The following is a 21896-nucleotide window of genomic DNA, read 5'->3' as shown; positions in this document are numbered from 1 at the left end:
GGTCAGGACGGCAAGACAGGCGCCTGGCGCCAGAACTGGGTGGCTTGTTCGAACGCGTGCGCCAGCTGCAGCAGCGCGTGCTCCTGGCGGTAGCGGCCAACGATCTGGATGCCCACGGGCAAGCCATTGGCCGCAAAGCCGCAGGGCACGGAAATGGCGGGATGGCCCGTCAGCGACAGGTAATAGCCCGAACGCATCCAGTCGATGTAGTTGTGCATGGGCACGCCTTCGATCTGCGCCACCGTTTCGGTTTCTGCGGCAAACGGCAGCACCTGGCTTACGGGACCGATCATGAATTCGTAGGTCTGCATGAACCGGTGCATGCGCGCAAACAGGGCGGTGCGGTCGCGCTCGGCCTGCAGCACCGCGGCCGCCGGCTGGGTAAGGCCCAGTTCGATGTTCCAGACCACGGAATCCTTCAGCAGCGCGCGGTGTTCGCGCAGCGTGGCCTCGTACCCCACGGCGAACACCTGGCCGCGCAGCGCATGGAAGGCGGCATCGCCGCCGGTGAAGTCGGGGCAGGCCTCGTCGACGATCGCGCCCAAGGTCTGGAACACCGGCAGTTGCCGCGCCAGCGCCGCCACCACCGCGGGCTCGGTCGGCAAGCCGCCCCAGGTGGGAGCATAGGCGATGCGCACGCCCTTGAAGTCGCGTTCCAGGCTGTCCAGAAAGCGCGCCGGGTCCTGCTCGAGCGAGAGCGGATCGCGCGGGTCCGGGCCCGCAGTGGCCGCCAGCAGCAGCGCCACGTCAGCCACGGTGCGCGCCATGGGCCCGGCGACCGTCAAGGCGTTGTAGGGATTGGCGCTGGGCCATTGCGGCACGCGGCCGGGCGACGGCCGCAGGCCCACCACGTTGCAGAACGAGGCCGGGTTGCGCAACGAGCCGCCCATGTCCGTGCCATCGGCCAGCGGCACCATGCGCGCGGCCAGGGCGGCCGCGGCGCCGCCGCTGCTGCCGCCAGCAGTCATGCGCAGGTCGTAGGGATTGCGGGTGGCGCCGAACACGGTGTTGTAGGTCTGCGAGCCGGCGCCGAACTCGGGCAGGTTGCTCTTGCCCAGTGTAATGGCGCCGGCGTCGCGCTGGCGGCTGACGATGAGGCTGTCGTGGCCGGGCACGAAGTCGCGGTACACGGGCGAGCCATACGTGGTGCGCATGCCGGCGGTCAGGAACGAATCCTTGTGCACCACCGGCAGGCCGTGCAGCAGGCCCAGGACCATGCCGCGGGCCTGGCGTTCGTCGGCGGCGGCGGCCATCGCCATGGCGCGCTCTGCGTCCAACGTCACCACGGCATTGACGTGGGGATTCACATCGGCGATGCGCGCCAGGTGCGCTGCGGTGACCTCGCGCGCACTGACCCGGCCGGCGGCGATGTCGGTACGCAGCGCCATGGCGGTCATGTGGCAAAGCGGAGAAGGCGTGGCGGAAAGGGAGGGGGGAGCGGACAGGGGGGCAATCGTCATGTGCAGCCTAGGTGTATTGCTATACGATACAAAGTATTGAATAATTAACTTTATAGTGGCTATCCCCCTCCCGGACAATTCGGGGAAACTCGTGAGCCACGCCCATAGAACACCTTTTGGTCGCTTTTCGGACGAATCCCGCCATGGCCACGCGCAAGCCCCCCGCCGCTGAGTTGCCCGCCGCCCCCGCAGCCGACGACCCGCTCTTCGTCGCCTCGCTGGAAAAGGGCATGCGTGTGCTGGAAGCGTTCCGCGACGCCACCGAATCGTTGGGCCTGACCGACATCGCCACCCTGACCGGCCTGGGCAAGAGCGCCGCGCAGCGCTTCGTGCATACGTGGGAAAAGCTGGACTACCTGGTCAAGGACCCAGCGACGCGCCGGTATCGCCTGGGCTCGCGCGTGGTGGAGCTGAGCTATTTCTTCCTGCGCAACGACCGGCTGGTCTCGATGGCCGCGCCGCATCTGGTGGCGCTGCGAGACCGCTGCGGGCTGGCGGTGCACCTGAGCGTCCTGGCCGGCGGCGACATGATCTATCTGCTGCGCCTGCCCAGCCGCCAGCTGACGCTGGCCGAAATGCTGCCCGGGCGTCGCATGCCGGCGTGGTGCAACAGCGGTGGCCGCATGCTGCTCACGACGCTGGACGATGACGGCGTGCAGGCCGCGCTACGGCAATCGCCGCCTCGCGCCTACACGCCGCGCACCGTGACCGCCCCCGACGCACTGGCGGATCTGGTGCGCCAGGCCCGCGAAGACGGCTATGCATTGACCGAGGACCAGGTGCTGCAGAACCAGGTGGGCGCCGCCGTGCTGATGCGCGACGCGCGCAATGCGCCGCTGGCGGCCATCAGCGTGCGGGCACTGCGCCACGACTATCCCGTCGACCGTCTGCAGCAGGACATCGTGCCGCAATTGTTCCGCACGGCGCAGGCCATCCAGCAGGGGTAAAACGGTCCGCGCACACCCGTTTTGCATTCCCCGCAAAATTTGTGCATAATTCGGCCCCTCTACCTGTTCCCCGATAGCTCAGTCGGTAGAGCGACGGACTGTTAATCCGCAGGTCGCTGGTTCGAGCCCAGCTCGGGGAGCCAAAGAATGCAGTACTGAAGGGCCCGCAACGTTGTTGCGGGCCTTTTGCATTGGCGAGTCCCATTTGAAGGGCTTTTTGCATTGCGCCCGCCACCCGGCGTAGGATGACGCGCATCCCTGGTTCCCCCTGCATCTGCCATGCGTTCCCACCGTTCCTTGCCCGCCCTGGTCTCGCTGCGCGCCTTCGAGGCCGCCGCACGGCGCCTGAGCTTCAGCCTGGCAGGGGAAGAACTGTTCGTCACGCAAAGCGCCATCAGCCACCATATCCAGCGGCTGGAGACGGAACTGGGCGTGGTGCTGTTCGAACGCCGTACCCGCGCCGTGGCGCTGACACCGGCCGGGCAGGCCTACTACCAGCGGGTGCATGCCGCCTTTGAACTGCTGCGCCAGGGCACCGAGGCGATCCGCGCGCCGGCCACCGAACGGCGCGTGCTCAAGGTGGGGCTGCTGGCCTCGTTCGCGACCCGCTGGCTGGCGCCACGCCTGCCGGATTTTGCCGCGGCCCATCCCGAGATCGACCTGCAGTTGCTGCCCGATATCGGCCTGGCTGATGTGGCGGGCGGCGAGGTCGACGTGGCGATCCGCTATGGCCGCGGCACGTGGCCTGGCGTGCGGGCGCGGCGCCTGATGTCCGAACGGCTGTCCGTGGTCTGCGCACCGGCGCTGGTGGCTGGCAAACGGCGTGCGCGCACGCCCGACGACCTGCTGCGCTATCCGCTTCTGGCCTCGCACACCAAACACCCTTTCGAATGGGATGCCTGGGCCCGTCGCTTCGGCCTGGATCTGGGCCGCGCCCAGACGGTGCGCCTGCACGACTACAACATCGTGGTCGAAGCCGCGCTGGCCGGGCAGGGCCTGGCGATGGGCCGTCACCGGATGATCGCCGCGCAATTGGCCAGCGGTGCACTGGTCCAGGCCCTGCCGGGCGCGGTTCTGGAAGATGCCCGCATCGGCTGGTGGTTCATCAGCCCGCGCGGCAAAGCCAACGACACGGCGCAGGCCTTCCATGCCTGGTTGGCCGACGCCGCGGCATCGGACTGAACGCATTAGTTTTACTCATATATACCTGGCAAGAATTGATTGGTCAGCGCCGGCTGCGGCCGATAGCATCGGGGGGGATGTCTTTTCCCTTTTCCGTTTCAGAGGTGATGCCCATGACCCGCTCGATCTCCGGCCGCGTGGCCGAACTTGGCCTGACGCTGGAAGCCGCGGCCGCCCCCGCCGCCAACTACGTGCCTTTCGTGCAGGAAGGCAACCTGCTCTATATCTCGGGCCAGATTTCACGCCAGGGCGGCAAGCCCACGTTCCTGGGCCAGTTGGGCAACCAGGTGTCCGACGAGGATGGCGTGGCCGCCGCGCGCCTGTCGGGCCTGGGCATCCTGTCGCAGATCGCCGCCGCCACCGGCGACCGCATCGACCGCGTGGCCCGCGTGGTGCGCCTGGGCGTGTTCGTGGCCAGCACGCCGGACTTCAACCGCCAGAGCGCGGTCGCCAACGGCGCCTCGGACCTGATGGTCGAGGTGTTCGGCGATGCGGGCCGTCACTCGCGCAGCGCCGTCGGCGTGGCGTCGCTGCCGCAAGGCGTGGCCGTGGAAGTCGAAGCGGTCATCGCACTGACCCCCGCCTGATGTCTTGGCGCCGGGCTGCGGTCCGGCGCCGCTTTCTGGAACTGCCATGCCCGCTGCCCCGTTGACCCCCGACACCTTGCAGGCGCTGCGCGCCGCCACGCCCGGCACGCGCACCACCGTGCACTTGAACCATGCGGGCGCATCACTGCCGTCCGCCGCCACGCTGGACGCCATCCAGGCCCACTTGCGGCGCGAGGCCGAGCAGGGGCCCATGGAAGCGGGCGTGGCCGCCCGCGCACTGACTGGCAAGGCCCGCGATCTGGCGGCCCGGCTGCTCAACGCCCAGACCGATGAAATCGCGCTGACGGGCGGCAACTCACCCGGCTGGGGTTCGGCGTTCGCGGCGCTGGGCCCGTGGCGCGACGGCGACCGCATCCTGGTCGGCCGCCACGAATGGGGTGGCAACCTGGCGGCCATGCGGCTGGCGACGCGCGGCGTGGATGTGTCCATCGAAACCATTCCATCCGATGACAGCGGCTGCGTCGACCCCGCTGCCTTGCAGGCCATGCTGGATGCGCGGGTGCGTCTGGTGGCGCTGACCTGGCTGCCCGCCAACGGGGGCCTGATCAACCCCGCTGCCGCCGTGGGCCGGGTGACGCGCGCGGCCGGCGTGCCGTACTACCTGGACGCCGCGCAGGCGGTGGGACAACTCCCGGTGGACGTGACCGAAGTCGGCTGCGATGTGCTCAGCGGCGCGGGCCGCAAGGCGCTGCGCGGCCCGCGCGGCACCGGCCTGTTGTATGTGCGGCGCGATTTCCTGGCGCAGCTGACGCCCGCTTTTGTCGACACCTATTCCGCGCCGCTCGATGCCGACGGCGAGCCCCGGCTGCGCGCCGATGCGGGACGCTTCGAATCCGCCGAGGCGTCGGTGGCGCTGCGTTGCGGCCAGGCCAATGCATTGCAGGAAGCGCTGGATATCGGCCTGGATACGATCCGCGCCCAGGTCGACGCCACCGCCCAGGCGCTGCGCACCGAATTGGCTGCCATCCCCGGCATCGAGGTGCTGGACCAGGGGCGCGAACTTTCGGGGTTGGTGTCGTTCAACCTGGCGGGCCAGGAAGCCACTGCCGTACAGCAGGCGCTGGCGGCGCAGGGCATCGTCATCGGCAGCAACGGCGTGCCGTACACACCGCTGGACATGAATGCGCGCGGGCTGACGCAGATTGCGCGCGCCTCGGTCAGCTACTTGACGCATCCGGATGAAATCGACCGGCTGGTGCAAGCGCTGCGCACCCTGGCCGGCCAGCGCCGATAAGCCCCATGGCCTGGGCCGTTACGCCGCCGCCCGGCGCACGAACGGCGTCCATTTCGTGAAGACCAGCAGGTTGCCGAACATGACCAGCGCCAGGCCCAGCAATGCGGGCGGCGTCCACTGGTAGCCTTCGGCAAAGGTGGACACGCTCAGCGCCACCACGGGGAACAGCACGGTGCAGTAGGCCGCGCGCGCCGGCCCCATGCGTCCGACCAGCGTCAGGTAGGCGGTGAAACCGATCACCGACCCCGGAATCGCCAGGTAGAGCAGGGCGCCCACGTAGGCCGAGGACGTGTCGAAACGGAACGGCACGCCCGCCACGACGCAGCCCGCCAACAGCACCGCGGCGCCGTACAGCATGCTGTAGGCATTGCCCGTCAACGGGCGAATGCCCGCGCGCTGCTGCAGCGACGACAGCATGTTGCCGGTCGAAAAGCAGAACGTGCCCAGCAACGCGAAGCCCAGGCCCAGCAGGGTCTCGTGGCTGGCCTGCTGGCCCGACAGTTCCGGCCAGAACAACAGCACCAGGCCGGAAAAACCCACCAGGCCGGCGACCATCACGCGCGGGGCGATGCGGGTGCCGAACCACAGCCGCGCATTCAACGCGTTCCACAGCGTTGCGGCCGAGAACACCACCGATACCAGGCCGCTGGGAATCCATTGCGTGGCCGTGTAGAAGCACAGGAAGTTCAAGCAGAACAGGCACAGGCCCTGGCCCAGGCACAGCCAATGTCCGCGCCGGTCCAGGCGTTGCAGTTTGCGCATCAGCAGCAGCATGGCGAACAGCACCAGGCCGGCCAGTGCGAAGCGGTAGAAGATGGACACCGGAATGGCCACCACGCCCAGTTGCAGCTTGATGGCGATCCAGGTGGTGCCCCAGATGACGACAGTCAGGAAATACAGGAAAAGGTTCACTTTGAGACACCCCGCAGGGCAGAAAAAGACATGAGGGCCAGACCTGCGGACAGCGGCCGGCAGCAAGGCCCAGTCTGCCTCGAACGAAGTCCGAAAAATTGCCGGTTCTTGCGGTTTTTTCTTCGCCGGTACCTGCCGCGCACGCGTGGATCGCAGTAGCATTTCGGTTCCATGGGCACCACCGCTTCGGCTCCGTCCGACTTCTCCGTCTTTCGCACCCTGTCCGCCTCCACCGCCACGCTGGAACGCGCGGCCTCGCTGGGCGAGGGCATCGCCATCTCGCAATGGGGCCGCAGCGCCTGCGAGACGCTGGGCTACGACATGCCGGGGCACCACACGCTGTCGCTCTATCTGCACGGCGGTGAAAAATCGTTTCGTGTCGGGCATCAACTGCATGGCGGCGCCGGCAAGTTCTGCGTGCTGCCCGCCGAACACTATTCGCGCTGGAGCATGAACGACACGGTGCATTTCCTGCATCTGTACATTGCCCCGGAACGCCTGGCGCGCGAAGCCGTGATGCGGCTGGACTGCGAACCACGCACGCTGGAACTGCGTGACCGCACGTACATCCACGACGACTCCCTGACCGATGTCTGCCGGACCCTGCTGGGCACCGATTGGGCCGCGCCCGCCGATCGGCTGGCCGCCAGCAGCGCGGCCGAAACCGTGCTGCACCACCTGCTGAACCAGGGCGTGACGCGCCGCGCCGCCGTCCCCGCGCGCGGCGGCCTGGCGCCCGCCGTGCGGCGGCGCGTGATGGACTACGTCGATGCGCATCTGGCCGACGCCCTGACGCTGGACGAGCTGGCCCGCGTGGCTGCGCTGTCCACCTATCACTTCGCCCGCATGTTCCACGCGTCTTTCGGCGAGCCGCCGCACGCCTGGGTGCGCGGCCGCCGGCTGGCCCATGCGCGCGGACTGCTGGCCGCCGGCAAGGGCGATCTGGCCGGCATCGCGCAGGCCTCGGGCTTTGGCAATGCCAGCCACCTGTCGCGCGTGTTCCGCGACGCGGTCGGCGTCACGCCCGGCCAATACCGCGCCGCCCGCCGCCACTGACCCCCAGGCGGCGCCCGCACGCGGGCGGTCTACAATGGACCATCGCCCTTCGCGGCCTGATCGCCTGCCCTGCCCGCGATGCCATCGCCGACTTCCCGCGACCTTTCCTACTCCCTCGACGCCCCTGGCCAGTCGCCCGTGCGCGCCCACTGGCTGGCCGAACTCATCCGGCTGCGCGAAGCCCACTGGGGGCCGCTGGAAGACGCCAGTGTGGTGCGGCAGGTGCGCCAACAGGATGTCCCGCTGCCAGACCGCATCCTGGCCCGTGCCCAACTGCTGGCCCAACGCGAAAACCTGATTCCCCTGATCGACGGCTGGCGCCGCAGCGCGCTCGCCGTGCTGGCTGTCTTGCTGCTGCTGGCGCTGGTGTCCGGCGTGGGTGTGGCCGCGGGCGCCCTGGGTGACGGTACGCGGCCCGTGAACGTGCTGTGGGCGCTGGGCGCCTTGCTGGGCCTGCATGCGTTGACGTTTCTGCTGTGGCTGGCCAGCTTCCTGCTGCGGCCCGCGGCCATGACGCCACTGGGGCGGCTGTGGCTCTGGGCCACGCGCAAGCTGGCGCGTGGACCGGACGGCGCGCTGGTGCCCCAGGCCTTCCTGAACCTGATGGCACGCGCCGGCGCCCTGCGCGGGCTGTTCGGCGCCGTCAGCCATGGCCTGTGGCTGGCCGGGCTGGGTGCGGCGCTGGCAACCCTGCTGGTATTGCTGTCCACCGCCAGCTACCGCTTCATCTGGGCCACCACGCTACTTGCGCCCGACACCTTCGTCTGGCTGACGCAGGCCATCGGCTGGCTGCCATCCAAGCTGGGCTTTGCACTGCCTGACGCCGCCATGGTGCGCGCCAGCGATGGCGCCCAGGCGCTGGCCGCCGACGCCCAGGTGCAATGGTCGGTATGGCTGATCGGCGTGGTCGTGGTCTACGGCATTCTGCCGCGCCTCGCGGCCTGGCTGGCCTGCCTGGCCGTTGCCCGCCGGGCGGTGCGCACTCTGGCCATCGACCCCACGCTGGCAGGCCATGCGGCGCTGCGCGACCGGCTGGACCCGCCGGTCCAATCCACCGGCATCGACCGGCCGGTGGATCCGCTGCACGAACCGCGCGTGGCGCCGGCCGCGCCGCTGGTCCTGGGCGGCCAGCCCGTGCTGTTGGGGCTGGAGCTGCCCGCGGATCTGCCCTGGCCGCCGGCCGAGCTGCCCGCGACCATCCGCGATGCCGGCAAGCTGGATACCCGCGAACAGCGCCACCGCGTACTGGATGCCCTGGCTCAGGCCGCCGCCTCGCGCCTGCTGATCGCCTGCGACGCGCGCCAGACCCCCGACCGGGGCACCCTGGCGCTGATTGCGGAGCTGGCCGCGCACGCCGGCCAGACACGCGTCTGGCTGCTGGCCCCGGCCAACGCCGACACGCGCGAACCGCTGTGGCGCGAACGCCTGGCCGCCCTCGGGCTGGCTGCGGGCGCCATCCTGGACAGCACCGGCGCCCCCTTGGCCTGGCTGGAGCACGACCATGCCTGATCATGTCATCGGCATCGCGGTGGTGGGACACACCAACACCGGCAAGACGTCCCTGCTGCGCACGCTGACGCGCGACACCACCTTCGGCGAGGTTGCCGACCGCCCGGGCACCACGCGCCATGTCGAAGGCGCACGTCTGCGGCTGGACGGCCGCGCCGTGCTGGAATGGTTCGACACGCCCGGCATGGAAGACAGCATTGCCTTGCTCGAATACCTGGAACGCCTGGCGCCTCCCGAAGAACGGCTGGACGGCCCTGCGCGCATCCGGCGTTTTCTCGATACGCCCGAGGCCCATGGCCGCTACGAGCAGGAAGCCCGCGTTCTGAAGAAGATGCTGGACTGCGACGCCGCGCTGTACGTCATCGACGCGCGCGATCCCGTGCTCAGCAAGCACCGCGACGAACTCGCCATCCTGGCCGCCTGCGGCCGCCCCTTGCTGCCCGTGTTGAACTTCGTCAATGCGCCCGCCCACCGCGCCGCCGAATGGCGCGACGCCCTGGCACGCCTGGGCCTGCACGCCGCGGTCGAATTCGATACCGTCGCGCCACCGCTGGATGGCGAGCAGCAGCTCTACACCAAGCTTGGCGTGCTGCTGGACCGCCACGCCGATACGCTCGCGCGCCTGGCCGACAGCCTGGCCCGGCAGCGGCGCGAACGCCACGCCGCCGCGTACGAACTGCTGGCCGACCTGCTGGTGGATGTCGCCGCGCTGCACATCGCCAGCGCGGGCGACGACACCGCGCTGGCCGATGCGTCGCAGCGCCTGCGCGAACAGGTGCGTCAACGCGAGCAAGCCTGCGTCACCGCGCTGCTGGCGCTGTACAACTTCCGTGCGTCCGACTTTTCGGATGATGCGCTGCCGCTGCAAGGCGAACGCTGGGGCATGGACCTGTTCCACCCCCAGGCGCTCAAGGACATGGGCGTGCAGGTGGGCATGGGCGCCGCAGCCGGCGCCATGGCCGGCGCCGCCGTGGACCTGTTCAGCGCGGGCCTGAGCCTGGGCACCGGCATGCTGATCGGCGCCGCCGCCGGTGGCCTGTGGCAGGGCGTGGAAAAGCTCGGCAAGCGCGTGGCGGGCAAGCTGCGCGGCTGGCGCGAGATCAGTGTGGACGACGCCGTGCTGCGCCTGTTGGCGCTGCGCCAGCGCCAATTGATCGATGCGCTGGAACGCCGCGGCCACGCCGCCCGCGACCCGCTGCGGCTGCAACGCCCCGACGACGAATCCCTGCGCCGCGGCCCCTTGCCCGACGCGCTCAAGGAAGCGCGCAGCCGGCCCGAATGGTCGGCGCTGGCCAAAGGCCACGAAGACAGCGAACGCCGCAAGCAAGTGGTGCGCGAATTGGCGAAAACCCTTGCTTCCGACCCCGCGCCAGCGCCTTGAGTCCGCGCGCCCGCGCCACCCGCCAAACGCACCATTCCCAGCGTGAAGCAAGCAAGTACTAACCCCAATCCAAACCGATTGACGCTTAAACGAATGCGTCTATAAGATTCGATCTGCATCGGTGCGGTCCGTCCCCGCCAATGACAATCACAAGGGGTTGGATCTACCGTGAACCGCCTTTCGTCGTAAGCAGCAACGCCATGCCCCGGCTCCCGGTGGGGCCAGGGCCCTATCACTTCTGTCGCGCTATCCGCGCATTACGGAGCATGAGGGCTATGCGTACTTTTCCCCACATCAAGCAAGCGGCGCTGGCGGCTGCACTGACTGCCTCGTTGGCATTCAGCGCCGGCGCGGCCGCCAAGACCTTCCACTGGTCGTACCAAGGCGACGCCACATCGATGGATCCGATGGCGCTGAACGAAACCTTCACGCTGGGTTTCCAGGGCAACATCTACGAAACGCTGGCCGGCTACGACGGCAACCTGAAACTGACGCCGCTGCTGGCCGAAAGCTGGGAAAACCCCGAGCCCACCAAGTGGGTCTTCAAGCTGCGCAAAGGCGTGAAGTTCCATGACGGCTCACCCTTCACCGCCGACGACGTCATCTTCTCCTGGAAGCGCAGCCTCACGCCTGGCTCGGACATGAAGGGCTACGGCGCCAAGGCGTCCGACATCAAGAAGGTCGACGACTACACCATCGAAGTCACCACGCCCACGCCCAATCCCATCTTGCCGCGCGAATGGGTGTTCCTGTACATCATGAGCAAGTCGTGGTCGGAAAAGAACAAGACCACCGAAGCTACCAACGTCAAGGGCGACAACCAGGGCAACTATGCCAACCTGAACGCCAACGGCACCGGGCCGTTCATGCTGGTCTCGCGCCAGCCGGATGTGAAGACGGTGCTCAAGCGCTACGACGGCTACTGGAACAAGGACATCAAGACCAACGTCGACGAAGTCATCTTCCAGCCCATCACGCAGGAAGCCACGCGCGTGGCCGCGCTGATTTCCGGTGAAATGGACCTGGTGCAGCCGGTGCCGGTGCAGGACTGGAAGCGCCTGGAAGACGCCAAGGGCGTGAAACCCCTGACCGCGCCCGAAGCCCGCGCCATCTTCATCGGCATGGACCAGGACCGCGACGAACTGCTGTTCTCGGACGTCAAGGGCAAGAACCCCTTCAAGGACCCGAAGGTGCGCGAAGCCGTCGTACTGGCCGTGGACACCAAGGCCATCAACGAGAAGATCATGCGCAACGCGGCCAAGCCGCTGGGCTCGCTGATCGCCACGGCCATCAACGGCTACGACGAATCGTTCGGTGCCCCCTACAAGCCGGATCCCGAACGCGCCAAGAAGCTGCTGGCCGAAGCCGGCTATCCCAAGGGCTTCACGGTCACCATGGACTGCCCCAACGACCGTTACGTCAATGACGAAAAGGTCTGCCAGGCCGTGGCCGGCATGCTGGCGCGGGTCGGCATCAAGATCAACCTGCTGGCGCAGACCAAGTCGAAGTACTTCGGCAAGATCCTGCTGCAGGCCGGCAACCAGACCAGCATGTACATGCTGGGATGGACGCCCAGCTCGACCGACGCCCACAACACGCTGCTGAACCTGACGTCGTGCCGCGATGCCAAGACGGCCGCGGGCCAGTTCAACCTGGGCGGCTACTGCAACAAGAAGGTCGACGACCTGACCAACAAAATCGGCGTTGAAACCGATCAGGCCAAGCGCAACGCGATGATCAAGGAAGCCTTCGGCATCGTGCGCAGCGACTTCGGTTACCTGCCGCTGCACCAGCAGCCGATGTCGTGGGGCGTGAAGGACAACATCAAGGTCATCCAGCGCGCCGATGACGTGCTGGACCTGCGCGACGTCGTCCTGCCGTAGCCCCACAAAGGCCAGCAAGCGCCGCAAGGCGCCTGCCGGCCTTCGATGATGCGATCTCCGGGCGGCCGCATGCCGCCCGGGCGCGCCCGGCCCAGCCCCGCTTGCCGACCCCGGCAACGCGCGGCCCGGCGTTATCCGACCAAGAGGGCATCCAACCATGCTTTCCTTTATTGCGCAGCGGCTGATCCAGTCGGTGCTGGTGATGTTGACGGTGGCGCTGATCGCGTTCTCCATGTTCCGCTATGTGGGCGACCCGATCGCCAGCATGGTCGGGCAGGACACCACGCCCGAACAGCGCGTACAGCTGCGTGAACAGCTCGGCCTGAATGACCCGTTCGTGGTGCAGTACGCGCATTTCGTCGCTAACGCGGTACGCGGCGACTTCGGCATTTCATACCGCCACCGCCGCCCCGTCAGCGAACTGCTCGAAGAACGCATGCCCGCCACGCTGGAGCTGTCCTTCGTGTCCGCCGTGATGGCGCTGGCACTCGGCATCCCCATGGGCATCTACACCGCGCTCAAGCGCCATGGCGTGCTGTCCAAGGCCTTCATGGCCATCTCGCTGGCCGGCATTTCGTTGCCCACCTTTCTCATCGGCATCCTGCTCATTCTGTTCTTCGGCGTGCAGCTGCGATGGCTGCCCAGCTTTGGCCGCGGCGACGTGGTGGGGCTGGGCTGGTGGACCACGGGCTTTTTGACGAAGTCGGGACTGCTGGCGTTGATCATGCCGGCCATCACGCTGGCGCTGTTCCAGATGACCCTGATCATGCGGCTGGTGCGCGCCGAAATGCTGGAAGTGCTGCGCGCCGATTTCATCAAGTTCGCGCGCGCCCGCGGCCTGCCTGAACGGCTCATCAACTTTCGCCACGCGCTCAAGAACACCATGGTGCCGGTCATCACCATCACCGGTTTGCAGCTCGGTTCCATCATCGCGTTCGCCATCATCACCGAGACGGTGTTCCAGTGGCCGGGCATGGGCCTCTTGTTCATCCAGGCCATCAGCATGGTCGACATCCCTGTGATGGCCGCCTACCTGGTGCTGATCGCCTTCATGTTCGTCGTCATCAACCTGGTGGTCGATCTGCTGTATTTCGCCGTCGACCCGCGCCTGCGCGTACAGAGCAAATAAGGGAACCCCAATGATCGCCCGCATCGCTCCCTTTTTCTCGCGCGCCGCCGACAGCGACCTCTGGCACAGCTTCAAGCGTTCGCCAGGCGCCATCGTCGCCGCCGCCGTCACGCTGGTCATTTTTCTGGGCGCGCTGGGCGCGCCCCTTATCGCCCCGCACAACCCGTTCGACCTCGCGTCCGTGAACATCATGGACGCCAACACGCCGCCCGCCTGGGAAGAGGGCGGCAGCCCGGATTTCCTGCTGGGCACCGACGACCAGGGCCGCGACATCCTGTCGGCCGTGATGTATGGCTCGCGGGTATCGCTGCTGGTGGGGTTTGCCTCGGTGCTGTTCTCGATGGTGCTGGGCGTCACGCTGGGTCTCATCAGCGGCTATGCCGGCGGCCGCGTCGACAGCTTCATCATGCGCATCGCCGACGTACAGCTGTCATTCCCCGCCATCCTTGTCGCGCTGCTGATCGACGGCGTGGCGCGCGGCCTGCTGCCGCGCGACATGCATGACCAGCTGGCGCTGTACGTACTCATCTTCGCCATCGGCATTTCCGGCTGGGTGCAATACGCGCGCACGGTGCGCGGCTCGACGCTGGTCGAGCGCAACAAGGAATACGTGCAGGCGGCGCGGCTGATCGGCATCGGCCGCATCACCATCCTGCGCCGGCACATCCTGCCCAACGTGATGGGACCGGTGCTGGTCATCGCCACCATCCACCTGGCCATCGCCATCATCACCGAAGCCACTTTGTCGTTCCTGGGCGTGGGCCTGCCGCCCACCGCGCCCTCGCTGGGCACGCTGATCCGCATCGGCAACAGTTATCTTTTCTCGGGCATGTGGTGGATCTCCATCTTCCCCGGCATCGCGCTGGTGGCGCTGGTGCTGTCGGTCAACCTGCTGGGCGACTGGCTGCGCGACGCGCTCAACCCCAAGCTGCGCTGAGGACGTCATGGCCCTGCTCAACATCGAAGACATCCGCATTGAATTTCCCAGCCGCCGCGGCACCCTGGTGGCCGTGGACGGCGTGTCGCTGTCGCTGGAGAAAGGCGAAATCCTGGGCGTGGTCGGCGAGTCCGGCGCCGGCAAGTCCACCATCGGCAACGCCGTGATCGGCCTGCTCGAAGCGCCCGGCCGCCTGGCGGGCGGCGCGGTGCTGCTCAACGGCGAACGCATCGACACGCTCACCCCGGCGCAACAGCGCAAAGTGCGCGGCCGCCGCATCGGCATGATCTTCCAGGACCCGCTGACCTCGCTGGACCCGCTGCAGACGGTGGAAAGCCAGCTGGTCGAGACCATGCTGGTGCACCTGGACCTGACGCACGATGCCGCCAAGAAACGCGCCGTGCAGTTGCTGGCCCAAGTGGGCATCGACCAGCCCGAGCTGCGCGTGCAGCAATACCCCCACCAGTTCTCGGGCGGCATGCGGCAACGCGTGGTGATCGCGCTGGCGCTGTGCTGCGAACCCGAAGTGATCATCGCGGACGAGCCCACCACGGCGCTGGATGTGTCCATCCAGGCGCAGATCCTGGACCTGCTGAAAAAGCTGTGCCGCCAGGAACAGGTAGGCATGATCATCATCACCCACGACATGGGCGTGATCGCCGACGTGACCGACCGGGTGGCCGTGCTGTACCACGGCAAGCTGGTCGAGCAAGGCCCCACCGCCAAGATCCTGGGCGACCCCGATCACCCCTACACCCGCAGCCTGATCTCGGCCGTGCCGCGGCCGGACATCAAGCTCAAGCGCTTTCCGCTGGTCACCTACATCGAAGACGTCAAGACGCCCGCCAAGCCGCTGGACCTTGCCACGCATTGGCTGGGGCAGCGCCGCGACTTCGGCGCGGCCACCGGCGGCCCGCTGGTGCAGGTCAAGGACCTGTCCATGCGCTTCGTGCTCAAGGCCGCGCTGCTCAAGCGCAATCAGCGCACGCTGGATGCCGTCAAACGCGTCAATTTCTCGATCGGCGAAGGCGAGGTGTTCGGCCTGGTGGGCGAATCCGGCTCGGGCAAGTCCACCGTGGCGCGACTGATCTCGGGGCTGTATACGCCCAGCGAAGGATCAGTCAATTTCGGCGGCACCGACCTGACCGCGATCAAGGGCGAAAAGCAGCTCAATCCGTTTCGCCGGCAGATCCAGATGATCTTCCAGGACCCGTTCTCGTCGCTCAATCCGCGCATGCGCGTGCTGGACATCGTGGCCGAGCCGATCCGCTTTCACAAGCTGGCGGCCAACGAAGCCGAAACCCGCCAGGTGGTCGCCGACCTGCTCGACGTGGTGGGGCTGGGCGACCGCGCCGCCGAGCGCTTCCCGCATGAATTCTCGGGCGGGCAGCGCCAGCGCATCTGCATTGCGCGCGCCCTGGCCACGCGGCCGCGCTTTCTCATCTGCGACGAACCCACCTCGGCGCTGGACGTGTCCATCCAGGCGCAGATCCTGAACCTGCTGAAAGACCTGCAGGAGCAGTTGGGCCTGACCATGCTGTTCATCAGCCACGACCTGCCGGTGATCCGCCAGATGTGCGATCGCGTCGGCGTGATGCGCTACGGCGAACTGCTCGAAGTGGCGGATACGGAAGCCCTGTTCGAACATCCCCAGCACCCCTATAGCCAGCACCTGCTGGGGCTGATGCCTCGATTGCAGGCCATGTCCCGCGAGGGGCTGGAAGTGATCGGCTAGGGCCTCTACCCCCAAGGAGCGAGACATGACGGCAACGCGGCAAACCCTGTTCATCGGCGGCAAGGTGTTCGATGGCCTGGGCAAGATCCTGCCCAATCACGGCGTGCTGGTGGAAGGCGAGCGCATCGTGCGCGTGGCGCCAGCCGGTGAATTCACCGGTTTCGCCGGGCGGCGGGTGGACACGAGCGGCATGACACTGATGCCCAGCCTGGCCGATTGCCACGTGCACCTGGTCTACACCGGCGGCGCCGATCCACAGACGCAGATGGCCAAGCAAGGACCCGCCCAAATTACGCTGACCGCACTGGAAAACGCACAGGCGGCGCTGCGCGGCGGCTGCACGGCGCTACGGGATTGCGGCGGCAAGGACTACCTGGAGTTCGGCGTGCGCGACGCCATTGCGCGGGGCGTATTTCCCGGCCCGACCATCAAGGCTTCGGGCCGCATCATCTGCATGACGGGCGGCCACGGCAACCGCATCGGCCGTGTGGCCGACGGCTGCGAGGAAGTGGTCAAGGCGGTGCGCGAGCAGGTGCATGCCGGCTGCGACCTCGTCAAGATCATGGCCACCGGCGGCGTCATGACGCCCGGCGTCAGCCCCATGGATGCGCACTACAGCTTCGACGAAATGAAGGCGGGGGTGCACGAAGCCAAGCGCTTTCGCAAAAGCACGGCCAGCCACGCGCAGGGCACCCAGGGCATCCTGAACGCCGTGCGCGCAGGCATCGACTCGATCGAGCACGGCATCTTCATGGACGAGGACTGCCTGCGCGAAATGCTGGAAGCGCAGACCTACCTGGTCCCGACCATCGCGGCCGTGCGCAACATCGTGGCCAACGCGGACAACGGCATTCCCGCCTACGCGGTGGAAAAGGCCCGCGCGGTGGAACAACGCCACCGCGAATCCATCCAGATGTACTACAAGGCCGGCGGCCGCATCGCGCTGGGCACCGACGCCGGCACGCCCTTCAACCTGCATGGCGACAACGCGATGGAACTGGCCTATATGGTCGAATTCGGCATGACGCCGATAGACGCGCTGATCGCCGGCACATCCCGCGGCCACGATCTGATGGGCATGGACCGGCACGGCGCCGTGCTGGAAGGCAACGTGGCCGACCTGCTGCTGGTGCAGGGCGACCCCACCGAAGACATCATGAAGGCCGCCGACAAGCGCTCGCACGTAGCGGTACTGCGTAACGGCGACGTGGCGGCGGGGGCTTTACCGGCTTGATATCCCGCGGACGCGGACCCTGGCGCGGGTCCGCGGTGCTTCAGCGATAGCGCGGCATCAGCGGCCGGGCCAAGAACGCATCGACCGTCATGCGTTCGCCGTTGATATCCACCTGGCCACCCTCGAAGTTCAGATTGGTGACCAGCTTGTCGCCGTCCTGACGCCCCCATTGACTCCGCAGGAACCGGTCGCGGATGGCATCGGCCTGCTGACGCGCCGCATCGCGCGCGACCTCGGCAGGCAGCCCCTCTGCCAGGCCACGCACCGAGATCAGGTCCACCAGGCTCTCGGTGGGCACGCTCAGGCGCAAGTCCAGCTTCTTCACGGTTTCCTTGATGATCGCGGCCGGCGCGCGGTTCCACAGCGTAGGCGCATCCAGTGCCACCTCCAGCCGCAGCGTCGCCGGGCCGCTGGGCGTGTCCACCTGCAGCGTGTCCACCGCGAAGGTCGGCTTGGCCAGCAGGAACTTCATCAGAAGCGCCATGCCCTCCATTTTCTCGCCCATCGATGCGCCGCCCTCAGCCTGCTCCATCGTGCCGCGAAAGGCCTCGAACGAGGCCAGGTCCACGTTGGCTGCGCGGGCCGCCATGCGCACGCTGGCCACCTGCGTGCCGCGCACATCGATCCCTGCGACCTGCACCTTTAGCGTGTTGTTCATGGCATTGCGCGTACCGCTGGCGTCGGCCGTCACGACCAGGTCGCGCAACGTGACCGGCTGATCGTCGATCTCCACCGCCCAGTGCTTGATCGCCGCCTGGCTGGCGCTGGTCACCGCGCCGTCGGCGGCCTGGGTCGATTCGTGCGAAAAGTCCAGCCCGCGCAGGGACAGCCGGCGCGTGCGCGTGACGCCCTTTTCATCGAACGGCTCGGTGGAATCCATCTTCTCGGCCGCAACGGCAAACGTCGTGTGCCTGCCATCCGGGGCCACGCTGGCCCGGGCCTGCAGGCCCGAGAAGCTGACCGTGGTGCCGTCCTGCGCATAATCCACCGGTGCCAGCGTCAACGTGCCCGATACCACCCGGCCATAGCTGGCCACGGCCTCGACCATCGCCGGCGCCGCGCCCTTGGCTCCGCTGAACCATGCGGCGGTCGAGGGCGTCTCGGCCAACTGCACGCGGGCGGCGGCCATCGCGGGCAGGAAATGGCCTTCGGCAAGCCGGAACAGGGGAAACGGGCCATGATCGATGCGCGCCACGAACTGGACGGCCTGCTTGTCGGCAACGCGGTCCTGTTCGGACGGAGCGGCCAGCACGCGGTAACGCGCGTGCGATGTGAACACGCCCCGCTCGAACGACACCTGTTCGAACGACACGGACTGACCCATCACCGTGAAGCCGATCTGCCGCGCCTGCGCATTGACCGTCTCGGCCAACGGCCCCAGCCCCGCCTCCAGCTGCTTGCCCGTGTACCAGGCGGTGCCGGTCCAGATCGCACCCAGCGCCACGACGGCGCAGCCTGTCGATACCCACTTTCTCATGATGCCCCTTTTGGTGTTGTGATCGTCACATGAAAAACGGGCTGCCGCACCCGAAGGCGCCGCAGCCCGCAATGGGCGCCGGCATCACGCCAGCGCATCCGATCAGTGCCCTGAATGGCTTAGCGCATGCCACCCATCGCGCCGCTCATGACCATCATCATGAACTGCTGCAGCGGCATCTTCTTGCCGTTGAAGTCGACCTGGCCGTCGGCATAGTTCAGGTAGGAAACGATGTTGTCGTTTTCAACCTTGGCCACGCCCATGGCGGTGGCCATGGTGCCGATCATTTCGGCCTGGCCCTTGGCGGTCTGCACGGCACGGTCGGCCGGCACGCCTTGCAGCTGCGGCTGGATCGACATCAGGTCGGCCATGTTGCCCTTGGACAGCACCAGCTTGGCGTCCAGCTTGCGGATCGCCTGCATGGCCACTTCCGACGCGGGGCGGTCCACCGATGCGGGCTTGGTCAGGCTGACGTCCAGGTTGAACGTCGACGTGCCGTTGGCGGTGCGCAGTTGCAGCGGCGACACCGACAGGCTGGGGTTGCCCGCCAGCAGCAGTTCGGCATTGGTCTTGAGCAATTGCTGCTCTTCCGGCGTGAAGTCCGGCGACTTCTGCACGTCGCCGCTTTGCATCATGCGGCGTGAGGCGCCTTCATACACGTCGTTCAGGGCCTTGAGCGCCTTCGGGTCCAGATTGGTCAGGCCCAGGGCCAGCTGCATGCCCGCCATGTCCTTGTTCTCGACATTGATCATGCCGAAATCCAGCATCAGCTTGCCGCTGATGCCCGCGTCGGCTTCCGCCAGGTCCACGGCCACGGTGGTGTCCTTGAACTGCACGGGCGGACGGGTCTTGGACGAAATCGTCCAGTCCTTGAAGGTCATCTTCTGGCTGCCCATGAGCATGTCGCTCTTGCCCGGGGTCAAGTCGCTGTTGAACGTGATGCCCTTGATGGCCATGCCCACGATGTCGCTTTCGTCGGCCGGACCCGACAGCGCGACGCTGTCGCTCTTCATGGCGAAGATGCCGTGCTTGGTGCCGGTTTCGTAGGTGACGTCACCCGTCATGCCCGCGAAGGTCAGCGTGGTGGCGTTGCTGGTGGCTTCGGCCGGGGCCAGGTTGAACGTGCCGGTGATGGTCTTGCCATAGCTGACGCTGTAGGCGCCAGACAGCGGGGTCGCGCCCTTGGTGGCGGTGAACCAGCCCTTGACGGCAGGGGTTTCCTCGATCTTGAAGCGGCTGGCAACCATGGCCGGCGCCAGCTTGCCCGACGTCAGGTTCGACAGCGGGAAGGGGCCGTGATCCAGTTGCTCGGTGAACTGGACTTCGTGCTCTTCGGCCGGCTTGCCATCCTTGGCAGGCAGCGTGAACTTCACGCGATAACGCTCGGACGAGGAAAACACGCCGCGCTCGAACGACATCAGTTCGATGACGGCGTTCACGCCCCATTTGTCGGCGACCTTCTTGAGTTCGACGTTGCCGTCGTCAATCGATTGCTTGACGAATGCTTCGGCCTTTTGACCGGTGTACCAGGCCGTGCCCGTCCAGATTGCGCCCAGCGCAACGACCAAACCCGCTACTGCCGCCTTTTTCATAGCAACCCTTTATTTCTTTATGTGGGAGATAAGCGCTCGGATTATAGGGAGCATCGCCCTAGGGATTACACCTAAATCGTAATAGCCGCTGCCAAATGTTACTTAGTTATACATCCATCGGGAATCGCACGGGTGTTGCGGCGCGGCATCAGCTACAATCGCCGAGTGTGCTTTGCCAATCTGCACACGTCCGCTAGGCACTTCGCCGCCAAGCTTCGCCCAATCAGGGCGCTTCCCTTTTCTCCTTATTCGTCCGCCTGGATTGGAGTCTCTCAACTTGAGCGACGGGCTGCCGCTGGAGTTGTTTTGACTACCTCTTCCTCTTTCGCCGACCTCGGGCTGGCTGATTCCCTGTTGCGCGCCATTGCCGACACCGGCTATACCGCACCCACCCCCATCCAGGCCCAGGCGATTCCGCAGGTCCTGAAAGGCGGCGACCTGCTCGCCGCCGCCCAGACCGGCACCGGCAAGACCGCTGGCTTCACGCTCCCCATCCTGCATCTGCTGATGCAGAAAAAGCCCGAGGCCCGCAAGCCCGGCCGCCCCCGTTGCCTGATCCTGACCCCGACGCGTGAACTGACCGCGCAGGTGGCCGAATCGGTGCAGACCTACGGCAAGCACACCTCGCTGACGTCCATGGTGATGTTCGGCGGCGTCAACATCAACCCCCAGATCTCCGCGCTGCGCAAGCCGCTGGACATCCTGGTGGCCACGCCCGGCCGCCTGCTGGACCACTGCGGCCAGAAGACGGTCGACCTGTCCGGCGTCGAGATCCTGGTGCTGGACGAAGCCGACCGCATGCTGGACATGGGCTTCATCCGCGACATCCGCAAGATCCTGGCCCTGCTGCCCAAGCAGCGCCAGAACCTGCTGTTCTCGGCTACGTTCTCGGACGAAATCCGTTCGCTGGCCCGCGGCGTGCTGAATGATCCGGGCGAAGTCTCGGTCACCCCGCGCAACACCGCCACCGAACTGGTCACCCAGACGGTGCACCTGGTCGAACAGCATCACAAGCGCGACCTGATCAGCCACATCATCCGCGAAAGCGGCTGGCACCAGGTGCTGGTGTTCACGCGCACCAAGCACGGCGCCAACCGCCTGGCCGAAAAGCTCGTGAAAGACGGCCTGACCGCCGCCGCCATCCACGGCAACAAGAGCCAATCGGCCCGCACCCGCGCGCTGGCCGGCTTCAAGGACGGCACCGTCACGGTGCTGGTGGCCACCGACATCGCCGCCCGCGGCCTGGACATCGACCAGTTGCCCCAGGTGGTCAACTTCGAGCTGCCCAACGTGCCGGAAGACTACGTGCACCGCATCGGCCGCACCGGCCGCGCCGGCGCCACGGGTGCCGCGGTCTCGCTGGTGGACAACAGCGAAATCAAGCTGCTCAAGGACATCGAGCGCCTGATCAAGAAGACCATCGAGCGCAAGCCGGTGCTGGACTGGACCCCGCCCGCCACCAGCGCGGCCGCCTTTGACCGCCAGGAACGCGACGAAGACGCGCGCTCCCCGCGCGGCGGCAACCGCAATGGCGGCCGCGGTGGCAACGGCAATGGCGGCGACCGCCGCTCGCGCCCGGCCAACGCCGCGCCTCGCAGCGCCGGTGGCGGCCGTGCGCCG

The 21896-nt window shown here is 67.1% G+C and carries 17 protein-coding genes and 1 tRNA gene; 14 read left to right on the top strand and 4 right to left on the bottom strand.

Translation table 11 applies throughout. The features are described from left to right. Positions 1-2 precede the first annotated feature (2 nt). Positions 3-1397, bottom strand: coding sequence for an amidase (locus HV798_RS24150; RefSeq protein ID WP_246289099.1), 1395 nt, complete (start codon positions 1395-1397; stop codon positions 3-5). 206 nt (positions 1398-1603) lie between these two features. Here HV798_RS24150 and HV798_RS24145 point away from each other — a divergent pair, with 206 nt between their 5' ends. The 5 genes from HV798_RS24145 (at position 1604) to HV798_RS24125 (ending at position 5431) form a co-directional block, all read left to right on the top strand. Then, a complete protein-coding gene (locus tag HV798_RS24145; RefSeq protein ID WP_175193326.1) occupies positions 1604-2407 on the top strand; it encodes an IclR family transcriptional regulator in 804 nt (267 codons plus the stop codon). Between the two features lie 67 nt (positions 2408-2474). Then, positions 2475-2550: transfer RNA gene (locus HV798_RS24140), tRNA-Asn, on the top strand. A 136-nt stretch (positions 2551-2686) separates the two neighbouring features. Then, positions 2687-3589, top strand: coding sequence for a transcriptional regulator GcvA (gene gcvA, locus HV798_RS24135; protein ID WP_175193327.1), 903 nt, complete (start codon positions 2687-2689; stop codon positions 3587-3589). 113 nt (positions 3590-3702) lie between these two features. Beyond that, positions 3703-4176, top strand: a complete 474-nt coding sequence (locus HV798_RS24130) for a RidA family protein (RefSeq protein ID WP_175193328.1) — start codon at positions 3703-3705, stop codon at positions 4174-4176. Positions 4177-4222: 46 nt separating this feature from the next. Continuing rightward, positions 4223-5431 (top strand): aminotransferase class V-fold PLP-dependent enzyme, encoded by a 1209-nt coding sequence (locus HV798_RS24125; protein WP_175193329.1) that lies wholly within the window; start codon positions 4223-4225, stop codon positions 5429-5431. 18 nt (positions 5432-5449) lie between these two features. Here HV798_RS24125 and HV798_RS24120 read toward each other — a convergent pair whose 3' ends face one another. Continuing rightward, the gene (locus tag HV798_RS24120) at positions 5450-6343 is read right to left on the bottom strand and encodes a DMT family transporter (protein ID WP_175193330.1); all 894 of its coding nucleotides are present in this window, start codon (positions 6341-6343) and stop codon (positions 5450-5452) included. 171 nt (positions 6344-6514) lie between these two features. On the opposite strand from HV798_RS24120, the gene HV798_RS24115 reads away from it, so the two are divergent. The 8 genes from HV798_RS24115 (at position 6515) to HV798_RS24080 (ending at position 17207) form a co-directional block, all read left to right on the top strand. Next, entirely contained in the window at positions 6515-7399 is an 885-nt protein-coding gene (locus HV798_RS24115) for a helix-turn-helix domain-containing protein (RefSeq protein WP_175193331.1), read from the top strand. Positions 7400-7477: 78 nt separating this feature from the next. Further along, a complete protein-coding gene (locus tag HV798_RS24110; protein ID WP_175193332.1) occupies positions 7478-8908 on the top strand; it encodes a DUF2868 domain-containing protein in 1431 nt (476 codons plus the stop codon). Then, entirely contained in the window at positions 8901-10289 is a 1389-nt protein-coding gene (locus tag HV798_RS24105; protein WP_175193333.1) for a GTPase/DUF3482 domain-containing protein, read from the top strand. The genes HV798_RS24110 and HV798_RS24105 overlap by 8 nt, the downstream gene beginning before the upstream one ends. Before the next feature lie 275 nt (positions 10290-10564). Then, complete coding sequence (locus HV798_RS24100) at positions 10565-12172, top strand: ABC transporter substrate-binding protein (protein WP_025139964.1); 1608 nt, start codon at positions 10565-10567, stop codon at positions 12170-12172. A gap of 157 nt (positions 12173-12329) precedes the next feature. Continuing rightward, positions 12330-13301: an ABC transporter permease gene (locus HV798_RS24095; RefSeq protein WP_025139965.1), complete on the top strand. Its 972-nt coding sequence runs from the start codon at positions 12330-12332 to the stop codon at positions 13299-13301. 10 nt (positions 13302-13311) lie between these two features. Beyond that, a complete protein-coding gene (locus HV798_RS24090; protein ID WP_025139966.1) occupies positions 13312-14238 on the top strand; it encodes an ABC transporter permease in 927 nt (308 codons plus the stop codon). Positions 14239-14245: 7 nt separating this feature from the next. Then, a complete protein-coding gene (locus tag HV798_RS24085; RefSeq protein ID WP_175193334.1) occupies positions 14246-15973 on the top strand; it encodes a dipeptide ABC transporter ATP-binding protein in 1728 nt (575 codons plus the stop codon). Positions 15974-15998: 25 nt separating this feature from the next. Continuing rightward, entirely contained in the window at positions 15999-17207 is a 1209-nt protein-coding gene (locus HV798_RS24080) for a metal-dependent hydrolase family protein (protein ID WP_175193335.1), read from the top strand. Positions 17208-17247: 40 nt separating this feature from the next. Here the strand turns inward: HV798_RS24080 and HV798_RS24075 are convergent, their stop codons facing one another. Together HV798_RS24075 and HV798_RS24070 are read right to left on the bottom strand one after the other, a co-directional pair. Then, entirely contained in the window at positions 17248-18684 is a 1437-nt protein-coding gene (locus tag HV798_RS24075) for a YdgA family protein (RefSeq protein WP_175193336.1), read from the bottom strand. A 119-nt stretch (positions 18685-18803) separates the two neighbouring features. Beyond that, entirely contained in the window at positions 18804-20276 is a 1473-nt protein-coding gene (locus HV798_RS24070; RefSeq protein ID WP_175193337.1) for a YdgA family protein, read from the bottom strand. A 306-nt stretch (positions 20277-20582) separates the two neighbouring features. On the opposite strand from HV798_RS24070, the gene HV798_RS24065 reads away from it, so the two are divergent. Then, positions 20583-21896: DEAD/DEAH box helicase (locus HV798_RS24065; RefSeq protein WP_246289097.1), on the top strand; the 1314-nt coding region annotated here is incomplete at its 3' end.

The organism is Achromobacter deleyi (assembly GCF_902859705.1).
GTDB classification, from domain to species: Bacteria; Pseudomonadota; Gammaproteobacteria; order Burkholderiales; family Burkholderiaceae_B; genus Achromobacter; species Achromobacter deleyi.
Note: the sequence above shows the minus strand (reverse complement) of the source record. Positions and strands in the feature narration are given on the sequence as shown.